Source organism: Niastella koreensis GR20-10 (assembly GCF_000246855.1).
Classification (GTDB): Bacteria; Bacteroidota; Bacteroidia; order Chitinophagales; family Chitinophagaceae; genus Niastella; species Niastella koreensis.
The window spans coordinates 8,582,910-8,602,637 of sequence record NC_016609.1 but is presented as its reverse complement, the minus strand read 5'-3'; the positions used below and the strand labels follow the sequence as shown (position 1 = coordinate 8,602,637).

The following is a 19,728-nucleotide window of genomic DNA, read 5'->3' as shown; positions in this document are numbered from 1 at the left end:
AAATCCTACTCATAAAGTAGACTTATATTTAAATTTTTGTTTTCCCGGTAAAAAATACCACCATGTGGGCAGGAACCGCGATAAAATATTGGATTATTAATAAATTATTACTTCCCGGCGGCCTTGGTCAGGGATTTTGTGCCGAACCGGTTTTTTACATCATCGATAGCCTTATAAAGCTCGGTCTTTTTTTCAACATCACTGAACAAATTTGTCTGCACTGCTTCATCAACCAATTCACTCAACCGTACGCCCAACAATCTCACCGGCTGGCCTTTCCGGTACAGCTTGTGAAACAGGTCTTTAGCCTTGGGAATGAATTCGTCGTCATAAAATGTGTAGTCAATACTGGTTTGGCGGGAGGTTGTTTCAAAATCGGGATAGCGTATTTTCACCGCAATACAGCCGGCCATTTTATTATCCTGACGAAGCTCATAAGCCACGCGTTCTGTCATCCGTACCAGTTCGTTCATCAGGCGTTCAAGATCGAGGATGTTTTCTTCAAAAGTGCTTTCGGTAGAAATGGATTTTGCTTCGTGATAGGGAACCACTTCACCCTGATGCATTCCATGCGCTTTATGCCACAGATCGGCACCGTATTTGCCAAATCTGTTCTCCAGTATTTCAATGGGGTATGCAGCCAGATTTTCGATGGTTTCAATACCCAGGTCGCGCAGGGCCTGAAAAGTGTTGTCACCCACGCCCGGTATTTTGTTCACTTTTAAGGGCGCCAGGAAATCTTTTTCGCGGCCAAAGGCAATGTGCAGGTAGCCATTTGGTTTGGCTTCGTCGGTAGCAATTTTGGCCACCATTTTATTGGCCGCCAGTCCAAATGAAATGGGCAAACCGGTTTTATCAATGATCTCCTGCCGCAGGTCGATGGTCCATTGATACGGGTTGAAGTATTTATCCATCCCCGTTAGGTCAAGATAAAATTCGTCGATAGAAGCTTTTTCAAACAGCGGTGCTTTGGCGGCGATGATGTCGGTAACCCAGCGCGAAAAACGGCTGTACTCACCGCGGGTGCCTTTTACCACCGTAGCATGGGGACATAACCGCATGGCTGTTTTCATAGGCATGGCGGAATGAATGCCATATTTGCGGGCTTCATAACTACAGGCCGCTACCACACCCCGCTCACGCCCGCCAACGATCAATGGCACCCCTTTTAACGAAGGATTGTTAAGGCATTCAACTGAAACGAAGAATGCGTCTAAATCGAAGTGTGCTATGATGCGTTGTACACTCATTGGGAATCATTGTAAACGATGGATCGATTGCGAATTTACGAAAACAGCTGAAAGCTGAAGGCAGAAAGCTGAAAGCTCAATATTTGCCTTTCTTTCCTTTTCTAATTCTTCATTTCTCATTCCTCATTTTTAATTTTACAGAAAATACCTCCCTTGGAAAAAGGCCTGGAACAATTAAAAAAGCATCTTTTCACCATGCAGCCCCTTAGCGACGAGGAATGGCAGGATTTCGCCGGTATCTGGCAGCTACATCAGTATAAAAGAAAAGCTACGTTGACTGCAGCCGGTGAAACCGAACGCTATCTGTATTTTGTGCTGGAAGGCATTCAACGCGCCTTTTTTCTCGACGCCGAGCGGGAGGCCACGCTGGTATTCACTTATCCGTACTGCTTTTCCGGAATTGCCGATTCCCTTCTTACCCAGTTGCCTTCCAGGTATTTTCTGGAAACATTAACTGCCAGCACCCTGTTGCGCACCACCCATACCCAGTTGCAGCAGTTGATGGAAAAACACCGCAACATTGAAAAACTGATTAACCGTTTTACCTCCTTTGCTTTGATGGGCCTGCTGGAGCGCCATGTGGAATTACTCACCTACAACGCTGAAGAAAAATTCAGGACCCTGCTTAAACGCAGTCCGCACGTATTGCAACTGATCCCCCATAAATACCTGGCATCTTATATTGGAATGGATGCCACTACCTTTAGTAAGCTTATGGCGACTGTTCGGATTGAATAAAATCGGCAAACGGCAAACGGTTTGCGGCCAGGTTGCGGTCGTAATAAATGTTGGCGGGCGCCAAGATTTTTAAATAAAAGGGCCGGTAGCTTTGTGATATGAAAAAAGTTCAGGCAATTACCTTTCTTGAAACCATGCAAACCGACACCCAACAGATCATGGGGCGGTTGGCGCAGCTGAAACAATTACCGGCTAACATACTCGTGCAACAACCTGAACCTGGCCGCTGGAGCGTAGCCCAGGTGATAGAGCACCTGAACACCTATGGCCGTTTTTACCTGCCCCAATTGCAAAAGGCAATAAAGACCTACAACGGTACGTCCACTGAATATTTTGCCCCCGGCTGGCTGGGTGGCTATTTTACCAACAGCATGCGTCCCAAAGCTGATGGCACCATTACCGGTAAAATGAAAACGCTAAAGAACCACAACCCGGCCCCCACCCTTGATGCCATGAATGTATTACAGGAATTTGAACAGCAGGAAATTGAATTGGTGCAATTGCTTCTTAAAGCCAAAGAGGTGAACATCAATCGGATCCGTATCCCGGTATCTATTACGCCCCTGCTTAAACTAAAAATGGGCGACGTGTTTGGGTTCATCATTGCGCATCATCAGCGGCATTTTGTGCAGATTGAGAATGTTTTAAAGGCAATAGGCAGTGGTGGAATTGGCAAACGGCAAACGGCAGAAGGCAGACAATGAACGGCAGTGACTGTGGGGAAACCGCTGCAAGCCACAAGCTGCAAGCAGAAAGCCAAAAGCTTAAAGCAAATACACTTCCGGGTTTTGGCTTTAGCCTTTAACTTTTAGGCTTTTTCCAGTATTCTGTATTCCCTTTATCAACCCTGTCAACTCCGTCAACGCTATCAACCTTCCACTTTATTCACCCTAACCACTCTTTTCACCTAATTAACTTGTTAACGTGTCAACGTGTTAACTCGTCAACTAACTATAAATATCCAACAGCCCCTCAGGCAGCTCTACATGCACCTGTTTCTTCTTCTTATCTATTTTCAACAGAAAGTCCTCATGCACGGGAATCAGGGCTTCCTTGCCCTTTAGATCGATCCTGCAAAGGAGCTGATGCGGTTGTTCAATGATCTCGAGTATTTCGCCCAGATCGGTTCCTTCATTAATGATATGATAACCCAACAGCATTATGGGAGCCGATTTGGAAACATATTTCTCAAACTCCTCCTGTGGCAGCCAAACCCGTTTTTGCATCAGTTTATGGGCCGCCTCTTTGGTATTGATTCCCTCGAACTTCAGAAATAATTCGTCATCGTTCTTTATGCGGGCGCCTTCCAGGAAATATGGCAGCATTTCATCTTTCTTCTCCTCAATAAAAACTGACTCCAGCCCTTTTAACGAGGTCTTTTTCCCTAGCTGATGTTGCAACACTACTTCTCCCTTCACTCCGAATGTGGCCACTATTTTTCCAATGCTGTTGTAGTTGGTCATAAGGCCGCAAAGGTAACTTTTCAGCGGCCAACCGGCAATGCCAGGGCCGGGATTTTTGTACATCAGGTTCTAGCGCAATAGTATTGGTAAATAATAGCCTCTGCAGCAATGGCCGGTATTTTGTGAAACCGTACCTGATCTCTTCCTGACATAACAGGGACCTCACAGGGACATAACAGGGACCAAACAGGGACCTCAAAGGGATTTTATCCCTGTTATGTCCCTGTGAGCACCTTATTTGGTCCCCGTTAGTCGATCCAAAATCAAGGCTGTGTTGGGCAAAAAAATGGGCTGCGACCCTTTAAAGATCACAGCCCAAATTTCTTCCATCCCTAATGGAGGAGGCCAAGAAAAAAATCCCGTTAAGGATGAACCTCAACGGGATTTAACAAGTTGACAGTTAGCTATACTGCGTAGCTTATTCTCCTCTGCGCGGTCTAACCGGGGGAGCACCAGCACCGCCTCTGCGCGGCCTTCTTTCCCTGGCATTTGTCTCCTGGCGTTTTTTAACCTGCACCTCGTGCTCAGCATGCCACTTCTGGAATTTCTCCATAGCGGTAGCTTCGTCAAAGAGGCCCAGTTTAACACCACGCAACAAATGTTTCAGGTACAGTACACCCTTGTACGACAGAATTCTGCGCACAGTATCAGTAGGTTGAGCGCCTTTATGCAGCCAATCTAAGGCTTTCTGGCGATCCAACTGAATTGTTGCAGGAACTGTAAGAGGGTTGTAAGTACCCAACTTCTGGATAAACTTTCCATCACGCGGAGAGCGTGCATCGGCCACTACGATGAAATAAAATGGTCTTTTTTTAGACCCATGGCGTTGCAGTCTGATTTTAACTGGCATCTTAAATAGAAATTTAAATGCTTAACAAATAGGGTTACTTTCCATTATAACGATTGCAAAAATAGCAATCGACCTGATTTTTCCAAATTTAATAATTCAGAAGAAATTTTTGTCTTTTATCATGCCGTCATTCTGAATAAAATACGCGTGAAATTGTTGATAAGTTACCTGGTAAACAAGCTGATAGATCCCCAATTTCACGCTGAAAAATATTTTTCTACCGCTTCATTCCCATCCGTCCCATCGGCATTTTATTCATCATTTTCATCATCTGTTTCATTTGCTCAAACTGTTTCAAAAAGGCATTTACCTCGTCAAGCCCTTTTCCTGAACCTTTGGCAATACGCTGTTTGCGGCCCATATTTATCAGATCGGGGTCTTCTCTTTCCTGTTTGGTCATAGAGTTGATCATGGCTTCAATACCCTTGAAGGCGTCGTCGCTGATGTCGATGTCCTTGATGGCTTTACCAACCCCGGGGATCATGCCCAACAGGTCTTTGATATTACCCATCTTTTTTATCTGCTCCAGCTGTTGTTTAAAGTCTTCGAAGTTGAACTGGTTCTTGCGGATCTTCTTCTCCAGTTTGCGGGCCTGTTCTTCGTCGAACTGTTGTTGCGCCTTTTCAACCAGGGTGGTAATATCACCCATACCCAGAATACGCTGGGCCATACGTTCGGGGTAGAACACATCGAGCGTATCGAGCTTTTCGCCGCTGCTTACAAACTTGATGGGTTTTTGAACCGTGTATTTGATGGAAAGGGCGGCGCCACCGCGGGTATCACCATCGAGCTTGGTGAGCACCACACCGGTAAAATCAAGGCGATCATTAAACGCTTTTGCGGTGTTTACGGCATCCTGACCGGTCATGGAGTCAACCACAAACAGGATCTCGTTGGGGTTAACAGCCGATTTTACATTGGCCACTTCGGTCATCATCGCCTCATCGATGGCCAGGCGGCCGGCGGTATCGATGATAACCACATTTTTATTTTTGCTGCGGGCTTCCTTGATGGCATTGGAGGCTATCTGCACCGCATTCTTATTCTCGGGTTCGCTGTAAACGTCAACCTGAATTTGTTCGCCCAGCACTTTTAACTGGTCAATGGCCGCCGGACGGTAAATATCCGCTGCCACTAGCATGGGGGAAAGCCGGCCTCTTGTTTTGAGAAAGTTGGCCAGTTTGGCACTGAAAGTGGTTTTACCGGAACCCTGTAAACCGGCGATAAGAATAACGGCGGGGTTGCCTTTGGCGTTGAACTCGCTTTCGCTGCCGCCCATGAGGTCAACCAGCTCGTCTTTTACGATCTTCACCATCAGCTGGCCGGGGCTTACAGCAGTTAATACCTTCTCACCCAGGGCTTTGTCCTTTACCCGGTCGGTAAAATCCTTGGCAATTTTATAGTTCACGTCCGCATCTACCAGGGCGCGGCGAATGTCTTTTACGGTAGCAGCAATATTCAGTTCGGTGATCCGGCCTTCACCTTTTATCTGTTTTAGGGCCGATTCAAGCCGGTCGGTAAGATTTTCAAACATAACTTCCTGTTTTTCGCATAATTAGACCCCTGGAGGAACCAAAGGGTTAAAAACAAAAAAGTGAATATACCCTCAAGTTATATTCACTTTATGGACTGCAAATTTACAGGAAGTAAATTTTGTTGTGTAAAGTTTCTTTTGCCAGGCTAAGTTTTTAATGTTAAACGCCCAAATATCCCCGCAGGGCCTTTGAACGCGAATTGGTGCGCAGTTTGGTAATTGCTTTGTCTTTGATTTGGCGAACCCGTTCGCGGGTGAGGTTAAATTTCTCCCCGATGTCTTCCAGGCTCATGGGGTGATCAACACCCAATCCAAAGAAATAGCAGATTACCTCTTTTTGCCGTTCGGTTAGCATTTTCATGGAGCGCTCAATTTCCTGTTTAAGCGACTCCGTGTGCTCGATGTTGGTATTTGCATACTCAGCATTGGGATTTACCAACACATCTACCAGGGTATTGTCTTCCCCTTCAGACAGTGGCGTATCCATGCTTACGTGCCGGGCAGCAATGCCCAGGGTGGCAGATACTTCTTCGGTTTCGAGCTCCAGTAGTTCGGCCAGCTCTTCGGGCGAGGGTTCGCGTTCGAACTCCTGTTCAAGCTGGGAGAACGCTTTCTGAATTTTGTTGGTTAACCCTACTTTGTTCAATGGAAGCCTTACAATACGCGATTGTTCAGCTAATGCCTGAAGAATGCTTTGGCGAATCCACCATACGGCGTAAGAAATGAATTTGAAACCACGGGTTTCATCAAAACGCTGCGCTGCTTTAATGAGACCCAAATTACCCTCGTTGATGAGGTCTGGTAGTGAAAGACCTTGGTTTTGATACTGCTTGGCTACGGATACAACGAACCTTAAGTTGGCTTTCGTTAGTTTGTCAAGGGCTGCTTGATTACCTTGCTTGATCAAGCCCGCTAGCTTAACTTCTTCTTCGGGACTGATCAATTCAACTTTTCCGATTTCCTGCAAGTACTTTTCAAGGCTCTGAGATTCACGATTCGTAATTGATTTCGTGATCTTGAGTTGCCGCATACTCATAGGTAGGACATTTTAAAGGGTTTTTTAGGTTAATAACGGTCAATGGTTTAAAAAAAACGAAATACCTGTCGAATTTGTTATATGAACAAGCATTTTGTTATTAAAAAACTATCCACCTAATATACCCATTCTGCTCATTTTTATCAAAATAATTCGTAACCTGCTGGTAGTCAGTTATATGAATTTTTTTTGCTTATTTGTTCATTTTTAGGCACTTTTTACCCCATTTATACAAAAAAAAATTTTGAGGGTTGTTTTATTTTTCTATAATTGCACCATTGCAACTTGCAAAAAAGATCAATACAAGGGTTAGATGAGTAAGAAACACATATTTACGTTAGAGTATCCGGTAAGATGTTCTCCTTCCATTTTATACGAGTTCCTTAGTACGCCTGCCGGTTTGCAGGAGTGGTTTGCCGATAAAGTAGACGAACGGGATAATGTTTTTAGTTTTTCCTGGAACGGAACTACCGATAAGGCAGAAGTGATGGAAAGTGAAGAAGAGAAATTTATCAGGTTTCACTGGTTGCACGCGCCCAAAGAAGAATATTTCGAATTTAGAATCGAGAAGTCAGAAGTAACGAATCAGACCATCCTTGTGATCAAAGATTTTGCAGATAAGGGGGAGGTAAAAGACCAAAGTCAGTTGTGGGGCTACCAGGTAAAAGACCTGTTTCACCGGCTCGGTAATTAATGACCTATAGAGGTAACAATTGTTTCGTATAGATCAATTATTAATTCTTTTGACCGATTCCATTGAGGAAGTGAAATTTTGGCGGAAAGCTTGCAAAAATCATTAGCCAGCAGAATTTCTTCTACTGCAGTTGAATTCATTTGGGTAAGCGGCTTGTAATTGTCTTCTTCAAATTCGTGACGCCATTCATCTCCACTTACACATAAGTAAAATTGCCTGCTTGCCAGTAACGGTAAGTTATTAAGCAGGTTTTGCTGGAATTGCTGTTTGTATTGCCCCTTCAGGTGCAGGGTTACACTGAAAAAATTACCCCACCAGAAGAGGGTACGGATGGCAAATGTGTCCTGGCGGTTGAATAAACGCGGATAATCCAGCATTACCCAGGGTAATCCCCCGTAATTCTCCCCTCTTGAGATCTTGGGCGAAGGAATCAGCACTTCAGGCAATAAATCAGCCGGGTTTGCATTAAAGTCGTCGCGCACAAGGTGGGCCACCTCCCCAAACAAAGCGTACACTTTTTCAATAATTGTATTCTTTGTTAAAAGCCAGTGAGCATTTTGTACCAGCGATAATTCCTCTGTTGAAAGCTGTATTTTTGCGACGTCCATTTTATAAAAATAAGGCATAAAGGCAACAAGGCAGCGAGGCAACGAGCCGTCGCGGCAACGAAGCCAAAAACATTGAACTAATACCCGTGATAAAAAAACTCGACATATTGGTTTTGCGATCATTTATCGGACCTTTTATCGCAACCTTTTTCCTTACCCTGTTCGTGCTGATCCTGCAATTCTTCTGGCTGTGGATCGATGACTTTGTAGGCAAGGGTATTGACACCTATACCATGCTGCGCCTGGTGCTGTACCTGAGCGCCACGCTGGTTCCCCTGGCCTTACCACTGGCCATCCTGCTTTCTTCCATCATGACCTTTGGCAACCTGGGCGAAACCTTTGAACTGGTAGCCATCAAATCGGCCGGTATTGGCCTGTTGCGCTTCATGTTACCCTTAACCGTAGTGGCCGCCCTGCTTTCGGGCATGGCTTTCCTGTTCAACAACTACGTTATTCCGGTAGCCAACCTGCGCATGAAAACCCTGCACTACGACCTCGTAAATAAAAAACCGGCCTTCGACCTGAAAGAAGGCGTATTCTATACCACCATTCCCGACTACGCCATCAAAGTATCGAAAAAAGTACATGATACCATTTTACAAAATGTGATCATATACGAAACCAGCACCGGTCCCCAGGACAATATCGTGGCTGCGGAAAAAGGCATCATGCGTATTTCGGCCGACAAGCGCTTCCTGGAATTTACCCTGTACAATGGCTGGCGCTATGAAGAACGTGGTAACCGTTATGGCAACCAAACCGATTTTATCCGCCTTGGCTTTAAAGAATATAAAAAAGTACTGGACCTTAGTTCGCTGGCATTAACCCGCACCAACGACAGCACCTATAAAGACCGCTATGAAATGTTAAGTACGCGGCAGCTGAGCAAGAATGTTGACTCGCTTGATAAAAACCTGAAGAAATTTCAGGAGCGCGACACCCGCGAACTCCAGGGTTACCTGGGTTTTTCCAAATACTTCGATACCGGCTGGGTTGATATAAAAGCGCCGCCCATTAAAAAGGGCGCCAAAACCTTCCTGGACCTGTTGCCCGATAGCTTAAAAGTGCACAAGACCGACGCTACGCCTGTTGCTGTAAAACAGAAGGTGCTGGACGAAACCAATGCCTATGCCGGTTATGCTAAAAACAGCATCGAGGGGCCATCCTGGGATTACGATGGCAAACGAAAAGAACTGCGCCTGACATTGATGACCTACCACGAAAAGATCACTATGTCCATAGCGGTACTGGTATTGTTCCTCATTGGTGCACCACTGGGCTCTATTGTGCGCAAGGGCGGTATTGGAACTCCGGTGGTATTTGCCGTGGTGTTCTTTGTGATCTTTTTCCTGTTGAACAACTTTGGAAAAAAGTTTGTGAAGGAAGATGTGTTGCAACCCGCCGCAGGGATGTGGCTGGCCACCGCCGTATTATTGCCTATTGGACTGTTCCTTATTTACAAAGCATTGCACGATTCCCAATTGTTTAATAAAGAGTTTTACTATCGCGCCTTCAGAGCCATTCGCAAATTAATGACGAAGAAAAATGCTGCGGTAAAAGAAGCTGCGCCTGCTAGTTAATACAATTGTCAATTGACAATACGCAATAGACAATAAATAGCTAATTGCCGGTATGCAATTAGCAGGCCATTAAATTTGGGATTTTACCAATTGACTGTAGTCTATTGCCAATTGAAAAATCTACCTTCGCGCAAACTACAGGAATTGAACTCGGGTAGGGAAAATCTTCGAATACAGAAATGGGTGGTAACAGTAGCCGTGCTGCTGTTCATTGTTAAGATTGTGGCTTTTTGGGTAACCCAATCGGTAGCCATCTTAACCGATGCGCTGGAAAGCACGGTGAATGTAGTTGCCGGTTTTATCGGATTGTATAGTTTATACGTGGCCGCATTACCCCGCGATGAGAACCACCCCTACGGTCATGGTAAAGCCGAGTTTTTATCGGCTGCCGTGGAAGGCACGCTGATCATTGTTGCCGGTTTGGTGATCATATACGAATCGGTGCTTCATTTTATATATCCCACCGAATTAAAACAGCTCGATCGTGGTATTATCCTGGTAGCCATTACCGCACTGGTGAACTTTGTAGTAGGGTTTATCAGCATTCGTATTGGTAAGAAAAACAATTCCCTCGCACTTACCGCCAGTGGCAAACACCTGCAAACAGACACCTACTCTACCCTGGGAATCATCCTGGGGCTGGTATTGATCCGCTTTACCCACCTCAACTGGCTGGATAGTGTAACCGCTATCATTTTTGCTTTTATCATAATCGTTACCGGTTACCAGATCCTGCGGCATTCTCTTGCCGGGATTATGGATGAAGCCGATAAGGAACTGCTGCAAAAAATGCTGGCCGTGCTGAATGCCAACCGCCGCACCAACTGGATCGATCTGCACAACCTGCGCGTGATAAAATATGGCGGCCAGTTTCATATCGACTGCCACCTTACAGTACCCTGGTACCTGAATGTGGTGGAAGCGCATAAAGAAGTAGAAGAACTGGGCAGTCTTATTAAAAGAGAATTCGGTACTGCGTTTGAGTTATTCGTACATACTGATCCCTGTCTGGATTTTTCGTGCAGTATTTGCACCAAGGACGACTGTACTGTTCGCAAACGGCCTTTTGAGAAAAGGATTGAATGGTGCCTGGAGAATGTGGTGAAGGATAAGAAGCATAGTTTGTAGGTTAGTTGACATGTTGACACGTTAACAGGGAAGTTGATAGCGTTGAGCCCTCTGCCTTTCATCCTTTACTACCCGCCAGCCCGTAAAAAACCATATATTCGCTTCCCGGTTCTCAAGAAACATATTACTCAAATAAACTCATGATTATGCAAGCCTGGAAAGATTACCAGGAGAAGAACAAAGATCGCTTCCTGGATGAATTACTGGAATTGTTACGCATTCCTTCTGTGAGCGCTAACAGCGACCATAAGGATGATATGAGAAAGTGTGCGGAAAAAGTGCAACAACGGTTGCTGGAAGCCGGTGCTGCTTCGGCCAAAGTGTATGAAACGGCCGGCCACCCGGTAGTATATGCCGAAAAGATCGTTGATCCCTCCAAACCAACCGTACTGGTATATGGCCACTATGATGTGCAGCCTCCTGATCCGTTAAACCTTTGGCACAGCGGTCCGTTTGAACCGGTGATCAAAGACGGACGCATTTATGCGCGGGGATCTGCCGATGATAAGGGGCAATTCTATATGCACGTGAAGGCCCTGGAAATATTGTCTAAAACCAACTCGCTTCAAAATAACATCAAGTTCCTGATAGAGGGTGAAGAAGAAGTGGGTTCTCCCAACCTCGCTGATTTTGTGGCCGCGCATAAAGACCTGCTGAAATGCGATGTGATCCTCATCAGCGACAGTTCCATGATCAGCATGGAAAATCCTTCCATAGATATTGGCGTGCGTGGCCTGTCTTACATCCAGGTAGAGGTAACCGGTGCCAACCGCGACCTGCACAGTGGCGTCTATGGCGGCGCCGTAGGCAACCCCATCACCATGCTGGCTAAAATGATCGCCAGTTGTCACGATGAAAATAACCACATCACCATCCCCGGATTTTATAATGACGTAGTAGAGTCAACGCCTGCAGAAAGAAAGCTGATGGCGGAAGCTCCCTATGATGAAAATGAATATAAAAGCGACCTGGGCGTGAAAGAACTGTGGGGCGAAAAGGGTTATACCACCAACGAGCGCACCGGCATTCGCCCAACGCTTGAAATAAACGGCATCTGGGGTGGTTATACCGGCGAAGGCGCCAAAACCGTACTGCCTTCAAAAGCCTATGCAAAAATCTCAGCGCGCCTGGTACCCAACCAGTCATCTGAAAAAATAACGGAAATGTTATTGCAGTACTTCCGCAAAATAGCGCCGGTTGGCGTTACGGTGGAAGCGTATAACCTGCATGGTGGGGAACCATATATGACGCCCATCGATTCAAAAGCCTACCAGGCTGCGGCCCGGGCTATTGAAACTACATTTGGCAAAAAGCCAATTCCCGTTCGTGGCGGCGGCAGTATTCCCATCTGCTCTATCCTGGAAAAAGAACTGGGCGTTAAGATCGTGTTCATGGGTTTTGGGCTGGACAGTGATAACCTGCACTCTCCCAACGAAAAATTCGACCTGGTGAATTTTTATAAGGGCATTGAAACGATCCCTTATTTTCATAAATACTTTGCTTCTTAAAAGGCAGAGGGCTCCCGATAGCCATCGGGATTCAGTAGGCAGTAAGCAGTGGACAACCGTCGCGGCCTACTGCCTTTTTTGTATCTTTGAAGTAGAAGAAACGAGGAATTATGAGTAGCAATACAGAAAAAACTGAAAAACTTAGAATAGATAAATACCTGTGGTCCATTCGTTTATTTAAAACACGTTCCATGGCGGCCACAGCATGTGACAGTGGTAAAGTGAAATTCAATGGCGACCAGGTAAAAGCGTCCAGGCAGGTACATGTGGGCGATGAATATGAAGTAAAAACGGAGGCACGCCGCTGGAAGGTTAAAGTAGCAGGCTTATTACACAATCGGGTTGCGCACAGCGAAGCCATCAAATATTACATCGATATTACTCCGGCTGAAGAACTGGAACGGTTACAATTCCAGGCTTCGAGCTTTCATACCGGTAAACGCCTCAGTAAGATCGGGCGGCCCACCAAAAAAGACAGAAGAGAGCTGGATGGGTTTATGGATGAAGAAGAATAGTTCCCAGTTCAGAGTTTTCAGTTCAGAGTTCTCCGTTCTTTGTTCTGTGTTTTGCTTTAGGCTTTATCCTTTCGGCTTTTAGCCCTGTATTTGCTTACAGCTTACTGCTTATAGCTTACAGCTTGTATTTATTATCTTTGTGCTATGCGTATTGACATTATTACCGTTGTACCCGAATTACTCGAGAGCCCTTTTTCGCATTCTATCATGAAAAGAGCCAAAGACAAGGGCTTGCTGGAGGTGCACGTGCATCACCTGCGCCAATGGGCCGTTAATGAGTACGGACAGGTGGATGACTACCAGTATGGTGGCGGCGCCGGTATGGTAATGATGTGCGAACCGCTGGCCAACGCCATCGAAACGCTGTCGAAGGACCGTACCTACGACGAAGTTATTTTTATGACCCCCGACGGCGAACGGTTCAAACAAACGATCGCCAATCAATTGTCGTTAAAAGAAAATCTCATCATCATCTGCGGCCACTACAAAGGCATCGATCAGCGCATCCGCGAACATTTTGTTACAAAGGAGATCTCCATTGGTGATTATGTATTAAGCGGCGGCGAGCTGGCTGCCGCCATTGTGGTAGACGCCATTGGCCGGTTATTGCCCGGCGTGCTGAATGATGAAACCTCGGCCCTTACAGACTCGTTCCAAGACAATATACTCGCCCCCCCTGTTTATACCCGCCCGGCAGATTTCAGGGGCTGGAAAGTGCCTGAGATCCTGTTAAGCGGCGATCCTAAAAAAGTGGAAGACTGGCGCTACGAACAATCCATCCAGCGCACCAGGGAACGCCGTCCTGACTTATATGAGAAGCATTAAAATCAACAGACAATTTGCAATAGTCAATTGACAACCCACCCCTTCCTCCCGCAGGGCGGGACAGGCTTTCCCGGGAGGGGAATTAAAAAAGCGGTCCGGTCTTACGACCAAACCGCTTTAACATCAGGACGGTAATCTAAGCTATTAAAAAGATCAGCAGGTAAATAATTAACTGCATAACCAGTGTAAAGACAATTGTCTTTTTCATAAGGGATGGATTTACGCCTATACAAAAGCACGCCGCGTGCCAAACTGATTTTATTTGGATAGGATATCTACGCTACGTAATTAACTCATCCGCTAGTTTTACTGACAATCAATTTGTTTAGCTATATTAAATTATTCACATGACCGGGCAGGTGAATGGTCACCACTCACGATTTACTTCAACGTGATCTCCACTTTCACCGGTTTTCCGTTAAACTCAACCGTTAGAAACTCATTAGAAAGCTGCTGGAACGGATCGGGCTGTTTACCAAAACTACCGGCATCTACGGGTTTACCATTAACCGTTGCCTCGCTGGCGAGGGCAACCGGTAATTCAAACCGGAAGGTGCGTTTGAATTTCTTTCCGTATTGATTGGGGTTGTTGGTGGTGATATCGATGGTTACTTTTTTCCCTTCCGTAATTCCTTTAAAGGTCACCAGTTCGTAATCGGCCCGTTCCAGTGTTCTGGTACTGCTGCCATCATCATCGTACCAAACATAGGTAGATGCGTAAGAAGATGGATAATACCGGATGGTGATATCTTTTGAGTTGAAGGCGTCAGTTGATCTGATGGTATCTTTTGAGAACCACAATGGAACAAAACTGCCTTCGCGTACAAATACCGGCAGTTGTTTTATATCGGCCGGCTGATTGATGTACTTGCCACCGTCAGTAACCGAATTGTTAGCCAGGCTATACCATTTACCTGCAGGTAAATACAACATGCGTGCAGTAGCACCCTGGCTGGTAATGGGCGCTACCAGTATATTATCGCCCCACATATATTCATCTTCTGCTTTCAAGGCAACGCTGTCGGCAAAACTGTAATAATACAAAGGACGCATCAACGGCCTGCCCCACACTGCCTGATCGTAGCTTAATGAATAGTTATAAGGCAGTAACTGGTAACGCAGTTTTGTATAAGTACGGGCAATACTTTTATACGGTTCTCCCGGCACGGTGCCACCCGGCTGGAACACAGGCGTAAAGGCTGCAAATTGTAACCAGCGGGTATACAGCTCCGCATCGGCCCCTTCGGCGGCAAATCCGCCGGCATCGGAATGGATGTAAGGCAATCCACTCAGGCTCATTCCCAATAAAACAAGCGGTTGTGATTTGAGGCCGGCCCAGCTGCGCGCCACCTCGCCCGACCCTGGTAAAACGCCATACCGCTGGCTGCCTGCAAACCCCGACCGGTTAAACAACACCAGGCGCTGGTCGCTTACATCGGATGAATATTTCTCGAAGAACATTTTACTGAAGTAATGCGCATATACGTTATGCACCTCCTCTGCGTCCATGGGGCGGTTTACGCCAAGATCTTTCATGTTGTGCGTCCAACTGGCCGGATGCTTTTCGGGTTCTGCCCCATCGAGCCACCAGCCACTTACCCCATTAGCTACCTGCTTTTTGTAGAATTTCCAGATAAAGTCCTGCGCCGGTTTGCGGAAAATATCTACGAGCCCATCGGCGCTGGTTACCATGATTGGCGTTCCCTCAACAAACGTTTTTGTATTCTGTAAAATATAGGGTTCGGTAATAAGTATTGATTTCAGATTGTCCTTTGTTCTGAGATCGGTAAGCATTTGTTTGGGATTGGGCCATTTCTGCGTGTTCACCCAATCGATGTTCCCCATAGAAGCCTTCCCATTATCGCCATACCAGGCGGCGTCAAACAGCAATCCATCCATGGGAAAATTATCCTGCTTTATTTTACCAACTGCCTGGTGTACCTGCTCTTCGCTTTTGTAGCCGGAACGGGAAACAAAATTGCCAAATACCCAACGGGGCGGCAATGGCTGGCGGCCGGTGATGGAAGAATAATTGGCCATGATCTCATCGAGGTTTTTTCCAAACACTACATAGTAAGTGAGCTCTCCGCTGATGAAACCGGCTTCCAGGGTATTCTTATCGGTTAACCCGATATCGATATAACCTTTTGACGGGTTATCAAAAAACAGGGCATAACCGGCAGAAGAAATGAAGAAGGGAACGGAGAAGCTCAGGTTCTCGGCGCCCAGCCCATAATCAGCTGAAACGGTGTTATACAGATTGAAGCGATGGCCGCGGCGGTTCATGGCTACAGCGCGTTCGCCCCCGCCGAAGATCTGTTCATCATTGAACAATTGAAAACGGAACCCGCGGGTATCGCCCTGCGCAAAATAGGAAGCAGATTTTACCTTTACTTCCTTCCCGGCTTTATAATAAAACTTTTCGCGCTGCACCACCACGCTGGTGAGGTTATCCCATTCCACCGTTTGCGATTGTGCAACTGTAACCTTTGTACCAACAGCCGCTGGTTTGGCCGTAACGGCATCCGAGATCTGTTCATTCTTACTGTAGCCGGCCGGTTTGTACGTTGTTTTTATAACGGCATTGTTAAAGCCCTGAAACGTCCAGGTGCCTTCCTTGGCTTTATAAACCACTTCAGTGGTTTTGCCAACAAAGGGATCCTTCCCAACCGTGTTTACGATCACCTGCTGGGCATGAAGCGTTCCTGCAACCATCAACAATATGGCCAGGCTGATTCTTCCTTTACTAATTTCCATAATACCTGATTAAGGCATCAAATTAAAGAAACAACCGTTACAAACAAACTTGGTAACAATAAAATTGCCCCGGCGGGCCGGGGCAAAGTATATGGTGCCAATAAAAAGTTAAAGCTATTGTTTGGGCATCGCAAACATCGACATATCAACATCCTGGTTGATCTCAACCTTTTTATTGGTCATGTCTACGGTAAGCCCGGAGATAGTAACCTGCATAGTATAAGGCACTACAAAACCATTATCGGTCTTTTTAAAATTTGATGTGAGCATGGTCGTTTCAATGTCCGAGCCATTTACGGTGGCCTTGATGTAGTTTTTCACCAGGTAATACGTGGTGGCGTCTATCCAGGAGGTGATCTCCGGGCCTGCCTGGGTTTTTATTTTGAGCTTGAAAGCTGGTTTACCCTCCAGGGTTTCCTTTCCTAACAGTTCCACTTTATTTCCTTTGGCAGCATAATTATACAAAGGGCCTGCCAGGTCCAGTTGTCCCACGCCTGCCTTTACCTGATCGGCGGTCATGACCGTAGGCGTCATTTCGCCCATGAAGGGGTTAACCGACCAGCCGCTTGTATCTGTATAACACTGGATCATCTGCTGCCCGTTAAAACTCATTTCATTTCTGAAAGCCTTTCCGTTTACTATCCAGGAAGCGCCCGAGGCCGCAATGCCGCTCACTTCCACATCGTATTCGGTATGGACGGATTTCATAGAAGCTACCTTTTCTTTTCCGCCAAGTGCTTCAAAATATTTATTTATTATTTCATCAACTGTTTGCGCCTGTAACGACACTACGGAGAGCATGCAGGCTGCCAACAATACAATTTTAAAGGATCTCATGGTGCTTTTACTTTTTTGATTCAATTAGATTAGTGGAAGTAATTCCCATAATATTACGAAACACCTGCCATCTTTTTAAGTTAATATTGCACCAATAATCGGAGACTATGCAATTCACCATAACGGGCAAACTGGTAAATACCCAGGAGAAAAAAATATACACGGCTGCTATAATCGTAGTTAACGGTAAAATAACAGCCATCACCCCGGTTGAAGACAAAGATGCCGCGCAGCAATACATACTGCCGGGTTTTATTGACAGTCATGTGCATATTGAAAGTTCCATGCTGGTGCCGCGACAGTTTGCCCGGCTGGCCGTGGTGCATGGTACGGTTGCCACCGTCAGCGACCCGCACGAAATTGCCAATGTGTGTGGGATGAAGGGTGTTGAATATATGATAGAGAATGGCAAAACGGTTCCATTTAAATTTTTCTTTGGCGCGCCCAGCTGTGTACCGGCCACTACTTTTGAAACGGCCGGCGCCACGCTCGATACCGCTGAAGTGGCAACCCTTTTACAAAAAGAAGAAATTCACTATTTGAGTGAAATGATGAATTTCCCCGGGGTGTTGTACAACGACCCGGTGGTGATGGATAAGATCTGGGCCGCCCGCCGGGCAGGCAAACCCATCGACGGGCATGCGCCGGGTTTACGCGGCGATCAGGCCCGCCAGTATATTGAAGCAGGTGAACCGGGGAATGTGATCATCAGTACCGATCACGAATGTTTTACCCGCGAAGAGGCGCTGGATAAACTGGAATATGGCATGCGCATCATCATCCGCGAAGGAAGTGCCGCCCGCAATTTTGAAGCCCTGATCGATCTGCTGAATGATTACCCCGAAGACATTATGTTTGGCAGTGACGACAAACATCCCGATAGCCTGGTAGCAGGCCACATCAATCAATTATGCGCCCGCGCAGTAGCAAAGGGCATCGACGTGTTCAAAGTATTACAGGCTGCCTGTGTAACGCCTGTTTTACATTATAACCTCCCGGTTGGGTTGCTGCGGGTTGGCGATGCGGCTGATTTTATTGTTGCCAGCGATCTGCAACAGTTTAATGTGCTGCAAACCTTTATCAATGGCGAGCTGGTGGCTGAACATGGCACGTCCAACATTGCCTCACAAACATCCACCCACATCAATAATTTCAATTGCAGCGCAAAGACCGTTGCCGATTTTCAACTACCGTGGAAGGGTGAAACAAACATCCCGGTTATTGAAGCATTGGATGGACAACTGATCACCAACAAAGGGATGCTTTCGCCCAAAATTATTGACGGGCAAATGGTGAGTGATACGGACAGGGACATCCTGAAAATAGCGGTGGTTAACCGCTATTCCAATGCAGTGGTGGCACTGGCATTTATAAAAAACACCGGATTAAAACAAGGGGCCATTGCGTCTTCTGTAGCGCACGATAGCCACAATATTGTAGCAGTTGGCGTTGATGATGAAAGTTTGTGCGAGGCCGTAAACCTGGTTATTGCTCAACAAGGGGGCGTAAGCTGCGTGGGCCCGCAAGGCTCGCAGGTATTGCCATTGCCTGTAGCAGGATTGATGAGCGCTGCCGACGGATATGAGGTGGCGCGCTCCTATACGGCCATCGATGCCATGGCTAAATCGCAGGGATCCACCCTTTCAGCGCCGTTTATGACACTGTCGTTTATGGCACTGTTGGTGATACCGCATCTGAAGCTAAGCGACCTGGGATTGTTTGACGGAGATGCTTTTAAGCTTTTCGAAAAAGAAAAGATTTAACAATAGCAATTCCATTGCATAGATAAAATCTTCAACCGGGATAGTCAACACCCTGATGCCGGTGTTTTCGGCATTGTTGTACCACACCACAGGTTGTTGTAACCCGGTACCTGTTAAAATACCATTGACAATAAAAAAGGGCACCAGCAGCAAAGGATAAATGGTTAAAAAACCCGGCAGCCATTTTACTTTAAAAACAAAGAGTAAAGCCAGCAATAAAATTCCTGTACTTATAAACGATACTGCTGTATAGGCTTTATTATGCTGAACCAGGCCAATGGTAAGCAATACCACAGCTAATGCTACCACAATTGTTTTAACCAGCCATACAGGCCAGGTGATGTTATAGAAGGTATTAAAACAATGATAGGTAAATACGCAGGCGAATGGGATACAGATAAAAAACAATACTTCCTCACCCGGCAGGTTGAACAAATTAAATCCCAGCGTATACCGGTGATTGAATCCCCAGATGTTCAGGGAAGTAAATATAACATCCCAGGCTATAAAACAAACAGCCGCTAAAAAGTTGCCAATAAAAAATGTCCTGAACTGTTTATCGAACCGGATGGCCGGATAAAAGGAGAACAGAAATGGTACTATAGCTGAAAGCAGGTTTATGAGCAGGTAAGTAGCATGCAT

Annotated in this window: 18 protein-coding genes and 1 pseudogene; 9 read left to right on the top strand and 10 right to left on the bottom strand. The window is 46.1% G+C overall.

Annotated elements, in window-relative coordinates:
* Positions 1-107 precede the first annotated feature (107 nt).
* A complete protein-coding gene (gene dinB / locus NIAKO_RS34655) occupies positions 108-1,250 on the bottom strand; it encodes a DNA polymerase IV (RefSeq protein ID WP_014223171.1) in 1,143 nt (380 codons plus the stop codon).
* Positions 1,251-1,403: 153 nt separating this feature from the next.
* Between dinB and NIAKO_RS34650 the strand changes: the two genes are divergently transcribed.
* Together NIAKO_RS34650 and NIAKO_RS34645 are read left to right on the top strand one after the other, a co-directional pair.
* Positions 1,404-1,988, top strand: coding sequence for a Crp/Fnr family transcriptional regulator (locus NIAKO_RS34650; RefSeq protein ID WP_014223170.1), 585 nt, complete (start codon positions 1,404-1,406; stop codon positions 1,986-1,988).
* Positions 1,989-2,086: 98 nt separating this feature from the next.
* Positions 2,087-2,692, top strand: coding sequence for a DinB family protein (locus tag NIAKO_RS34645; RefSeq protein ID WP_014223169.1), 606 nt, complete (start codon positions 2,087-2,089; stop codon positions 2,690-2,692).
* Positions 2,693-2,935: 243 nt separating this feature from the next.
* Here NIAKO_RS34645 and rimM read toward each other — a convergent pair whose 3' ends face one another.
* From rimM to NIAKO_RS34625, 5 genes and pseudogenes are all read right to left on the bottom strand, one after another.
* Positions 2,936-3,451, bottom strand: a complete 516-nt coding sequence (rimM, locus tag NIAKO_RS34640; RefSeq protein WP_041349886.1) for a ribosome maturation factor RimM — start codon at positions 3,449-3,451, stop codon at positions 2,936-2,938.
* A gap of 418 nt (positions 3,452-3,869) precedes the next feature.
* Entirely contained in the window at positions 3,870-4,094 is a 225-nt protein-coding gene (locus tag NIAKO_RS39890; RefSeq protein ID WP_394334979.1) for a hypothetical protein, read from the bottom strand.
* Between the two features lie 30 nt (positions 4,095-4,124).
* Positions 4,125-4,301 (bottom strand): annotated as a pseudogene (gene rpsP, locus NIAKO_RS39885) (30S ribosomal protein S16); the annotation flags it as partial.
* A 217-nt stretch (positions 4,302-4,518) separates the two neighbouring features.
* On the bottom strand, positions 4,519-5,835 hold the full coding sequence (ffh, locus tag NIAKO_RS34630) for a signal recognition particle protein (RefSeq protein WP_014223166.1): 1,317 nt from the start codon (positions 5,833-5,835) through the stop codon (positions 4,519-4,521).
* Positions 5,836-5,995: 160 nt separating this feature from the next.
* Positions 5,996-6,865, bottom strand: a complete 870-nt coding sequence (locus NIAKO_RS34625) for a sigma-70 family RNA polymerase sigma factor (RefSeq protein ID WP_041349882.1) — start codon at positions 6,863-6,865, stop codon at positions 5,996-5,998.
* Positions 6,866-7,184: 319 nt separating this feature from the next.
* Between NIAKO_RS34625 and NIAKO_RS34620 the strand changes: the two genes are divergently transcribed.
* A complete protein-coding gene (locus NIAKO_RS34620; protein WP_014223164.1) occupies positions 7,185-7,565 on the top strand; it encodes an START-like domain-containing protein in 381 nt (126 codons plus the stop codon).
* On the opposite strand, the gene NIAKO_RS34615 is transcribed toward NIAKO_RS34620, so the two are convergent.
* On the bottom strand, positions 7,562-8,173 hold the full coding sequence (locus NIAKO_RS34615; protein WP_041347642.1) for a hypothetical protein: 612 nt from the start codon (positions 8,171-8,173) through the stop codon (positions 7,562-7,564). The two genes, NIAKO_RS34620 and NIAKO_RS34615, sit on opposite strands and share 4 nt — an antisense overlap.
* A 113-nt stretch (positions 8,174-8,286) precedes the next feature.
* Between NIAKO_RS34615 and NIAKO_RS34610 the strand changes: the two genes are divergently transcribed.
* The 5 genes from NIAKO_RS34610 (at position 8,287) to trmD (ending at position 13,729) form a co-directional block, all read left to right on the top strand.
* On the top strand, positions 8,287-9,753 hold the full coding sequence (locus NIAKO_RS34610) for an LptF/LptG family permease (protein ID WP_242675414.1): 1,467 nt from the start codon (positions 8,287-8,289) through the stop codon (positions 9,751-9,753).
* A gap of 111 nt (positions 9,754-9,864) precedes the next feature.
* Positions 9,865-10,881 carry a cation diffusion facilitator family transporter gene (locus NIAKO_RS34605; protein WP_242675413.1) on the top strand — a complete coding sequence of 339 codons (1,017 nt, stop codon included), beginning with the start codon at positions 9,865-9,867 and terminating at the stop codon, positions 10,879-10,881.
* A gap of 146 nt (positions 10,882-11,027) precedes the next feature.
* The gene (locus NIAKO_RS34600) at positions 11,028-12,389 is read left to right on the top strand and encodes a dipeptidase (RefSeq protein WP_014223160.1); all 1,362 of its coding nucleotides are present in this window, start codon (positions 11,028-11,030) and stop codon (positions 12,387-12,389) included.
* Between the two features lie 110 nt (positions 12,390-12,499).
* On the top strand, positions 12,500-12,904 hold the full coding sequence (locus NIAKO_RS34595; protein WP_014223159.1) for an RNA-binding S4 domain-containing protein: 405 nt from the start codon (positions 12,500-12,502) through the stop codon (positions 12,902-12,904).
* A 144-nt stretch (positions 12,905-13,048) separates the two neighbouring features.
* Positions 13,049-13,729 carry a tRNA (guanosine(37)-N1)-methyltransferase TrmD gene (gene trmD, locus NIAKO_RS34590; protein WP_014223158.1) on the top strand — a complete coding sequence of 227 codons (681 nt, stop codon included), beginning with the start codon at positions 13,049-13,051 and terminating at the stop codon, positions 13,727-13,729.
* Positions 13,730-14,110: 381 nt separating this feature from the next.
* Here trmD and NIAKO_RS34585 read toward each other — a convergent pair whose 3' ends face one another.
* Together NIAKO_RS34585 and NIAKO_RS34580 are read right to left on the bottom strand one after the other, a co-directional pair.
* Positions 14,111-16,486, bottom strand: a complete 2,376-nt coding sequence (locus NIAKO_RS34585; protein WP_014223157.1) for a TIM-barrel domain-containing protein — start codon at positions 16,484-16,486, stop codon at positions 14,111-14,113.
* Between the two features lie 114 nt (positions 16,487-16,600).
* Positions 16,601-17,323: a LolA-like protein gene (locus tag NIAKO_RS34580; protein ID WP_014223156.1), complete on the bottom strand. Its 723-nt coding sequence runs from the start codon at positions 17,321-17,323 to the stop codon at positions 16,601-16,603.
* Between the two features lie 107 nt (positions 17,324-17,430).
* On the opposite strand from NIAKO_RS34580, the gene ade reads away from it, so the two are divergent.
* Complete coding sequence (gene ade, locus NIAKO_RS34575) at positions 17,431-19,086, top strand: adenine deaminase (protein ID WP_014223155.1); 1,656 nt, start codon at positions 17,431-17,433, stop codon at positions 19,084-19,086.
* Here the strand turns inward: ade and NIAKO_RS34570 are convergent.
* Positions 19,024-19,728, bottom strand: a complete 705-nt coding sequence (locus NIAKO_RS34570) for a lycopene cyclase domain-containing protein (protein WP_014223154.1) — start codon at positions 19,726-19,728, stop codon at positions 19,024-19,026. The two genes, ade and NIAKO_RS34570, sit on opposite strands and share 63 nt — an antisense overlap.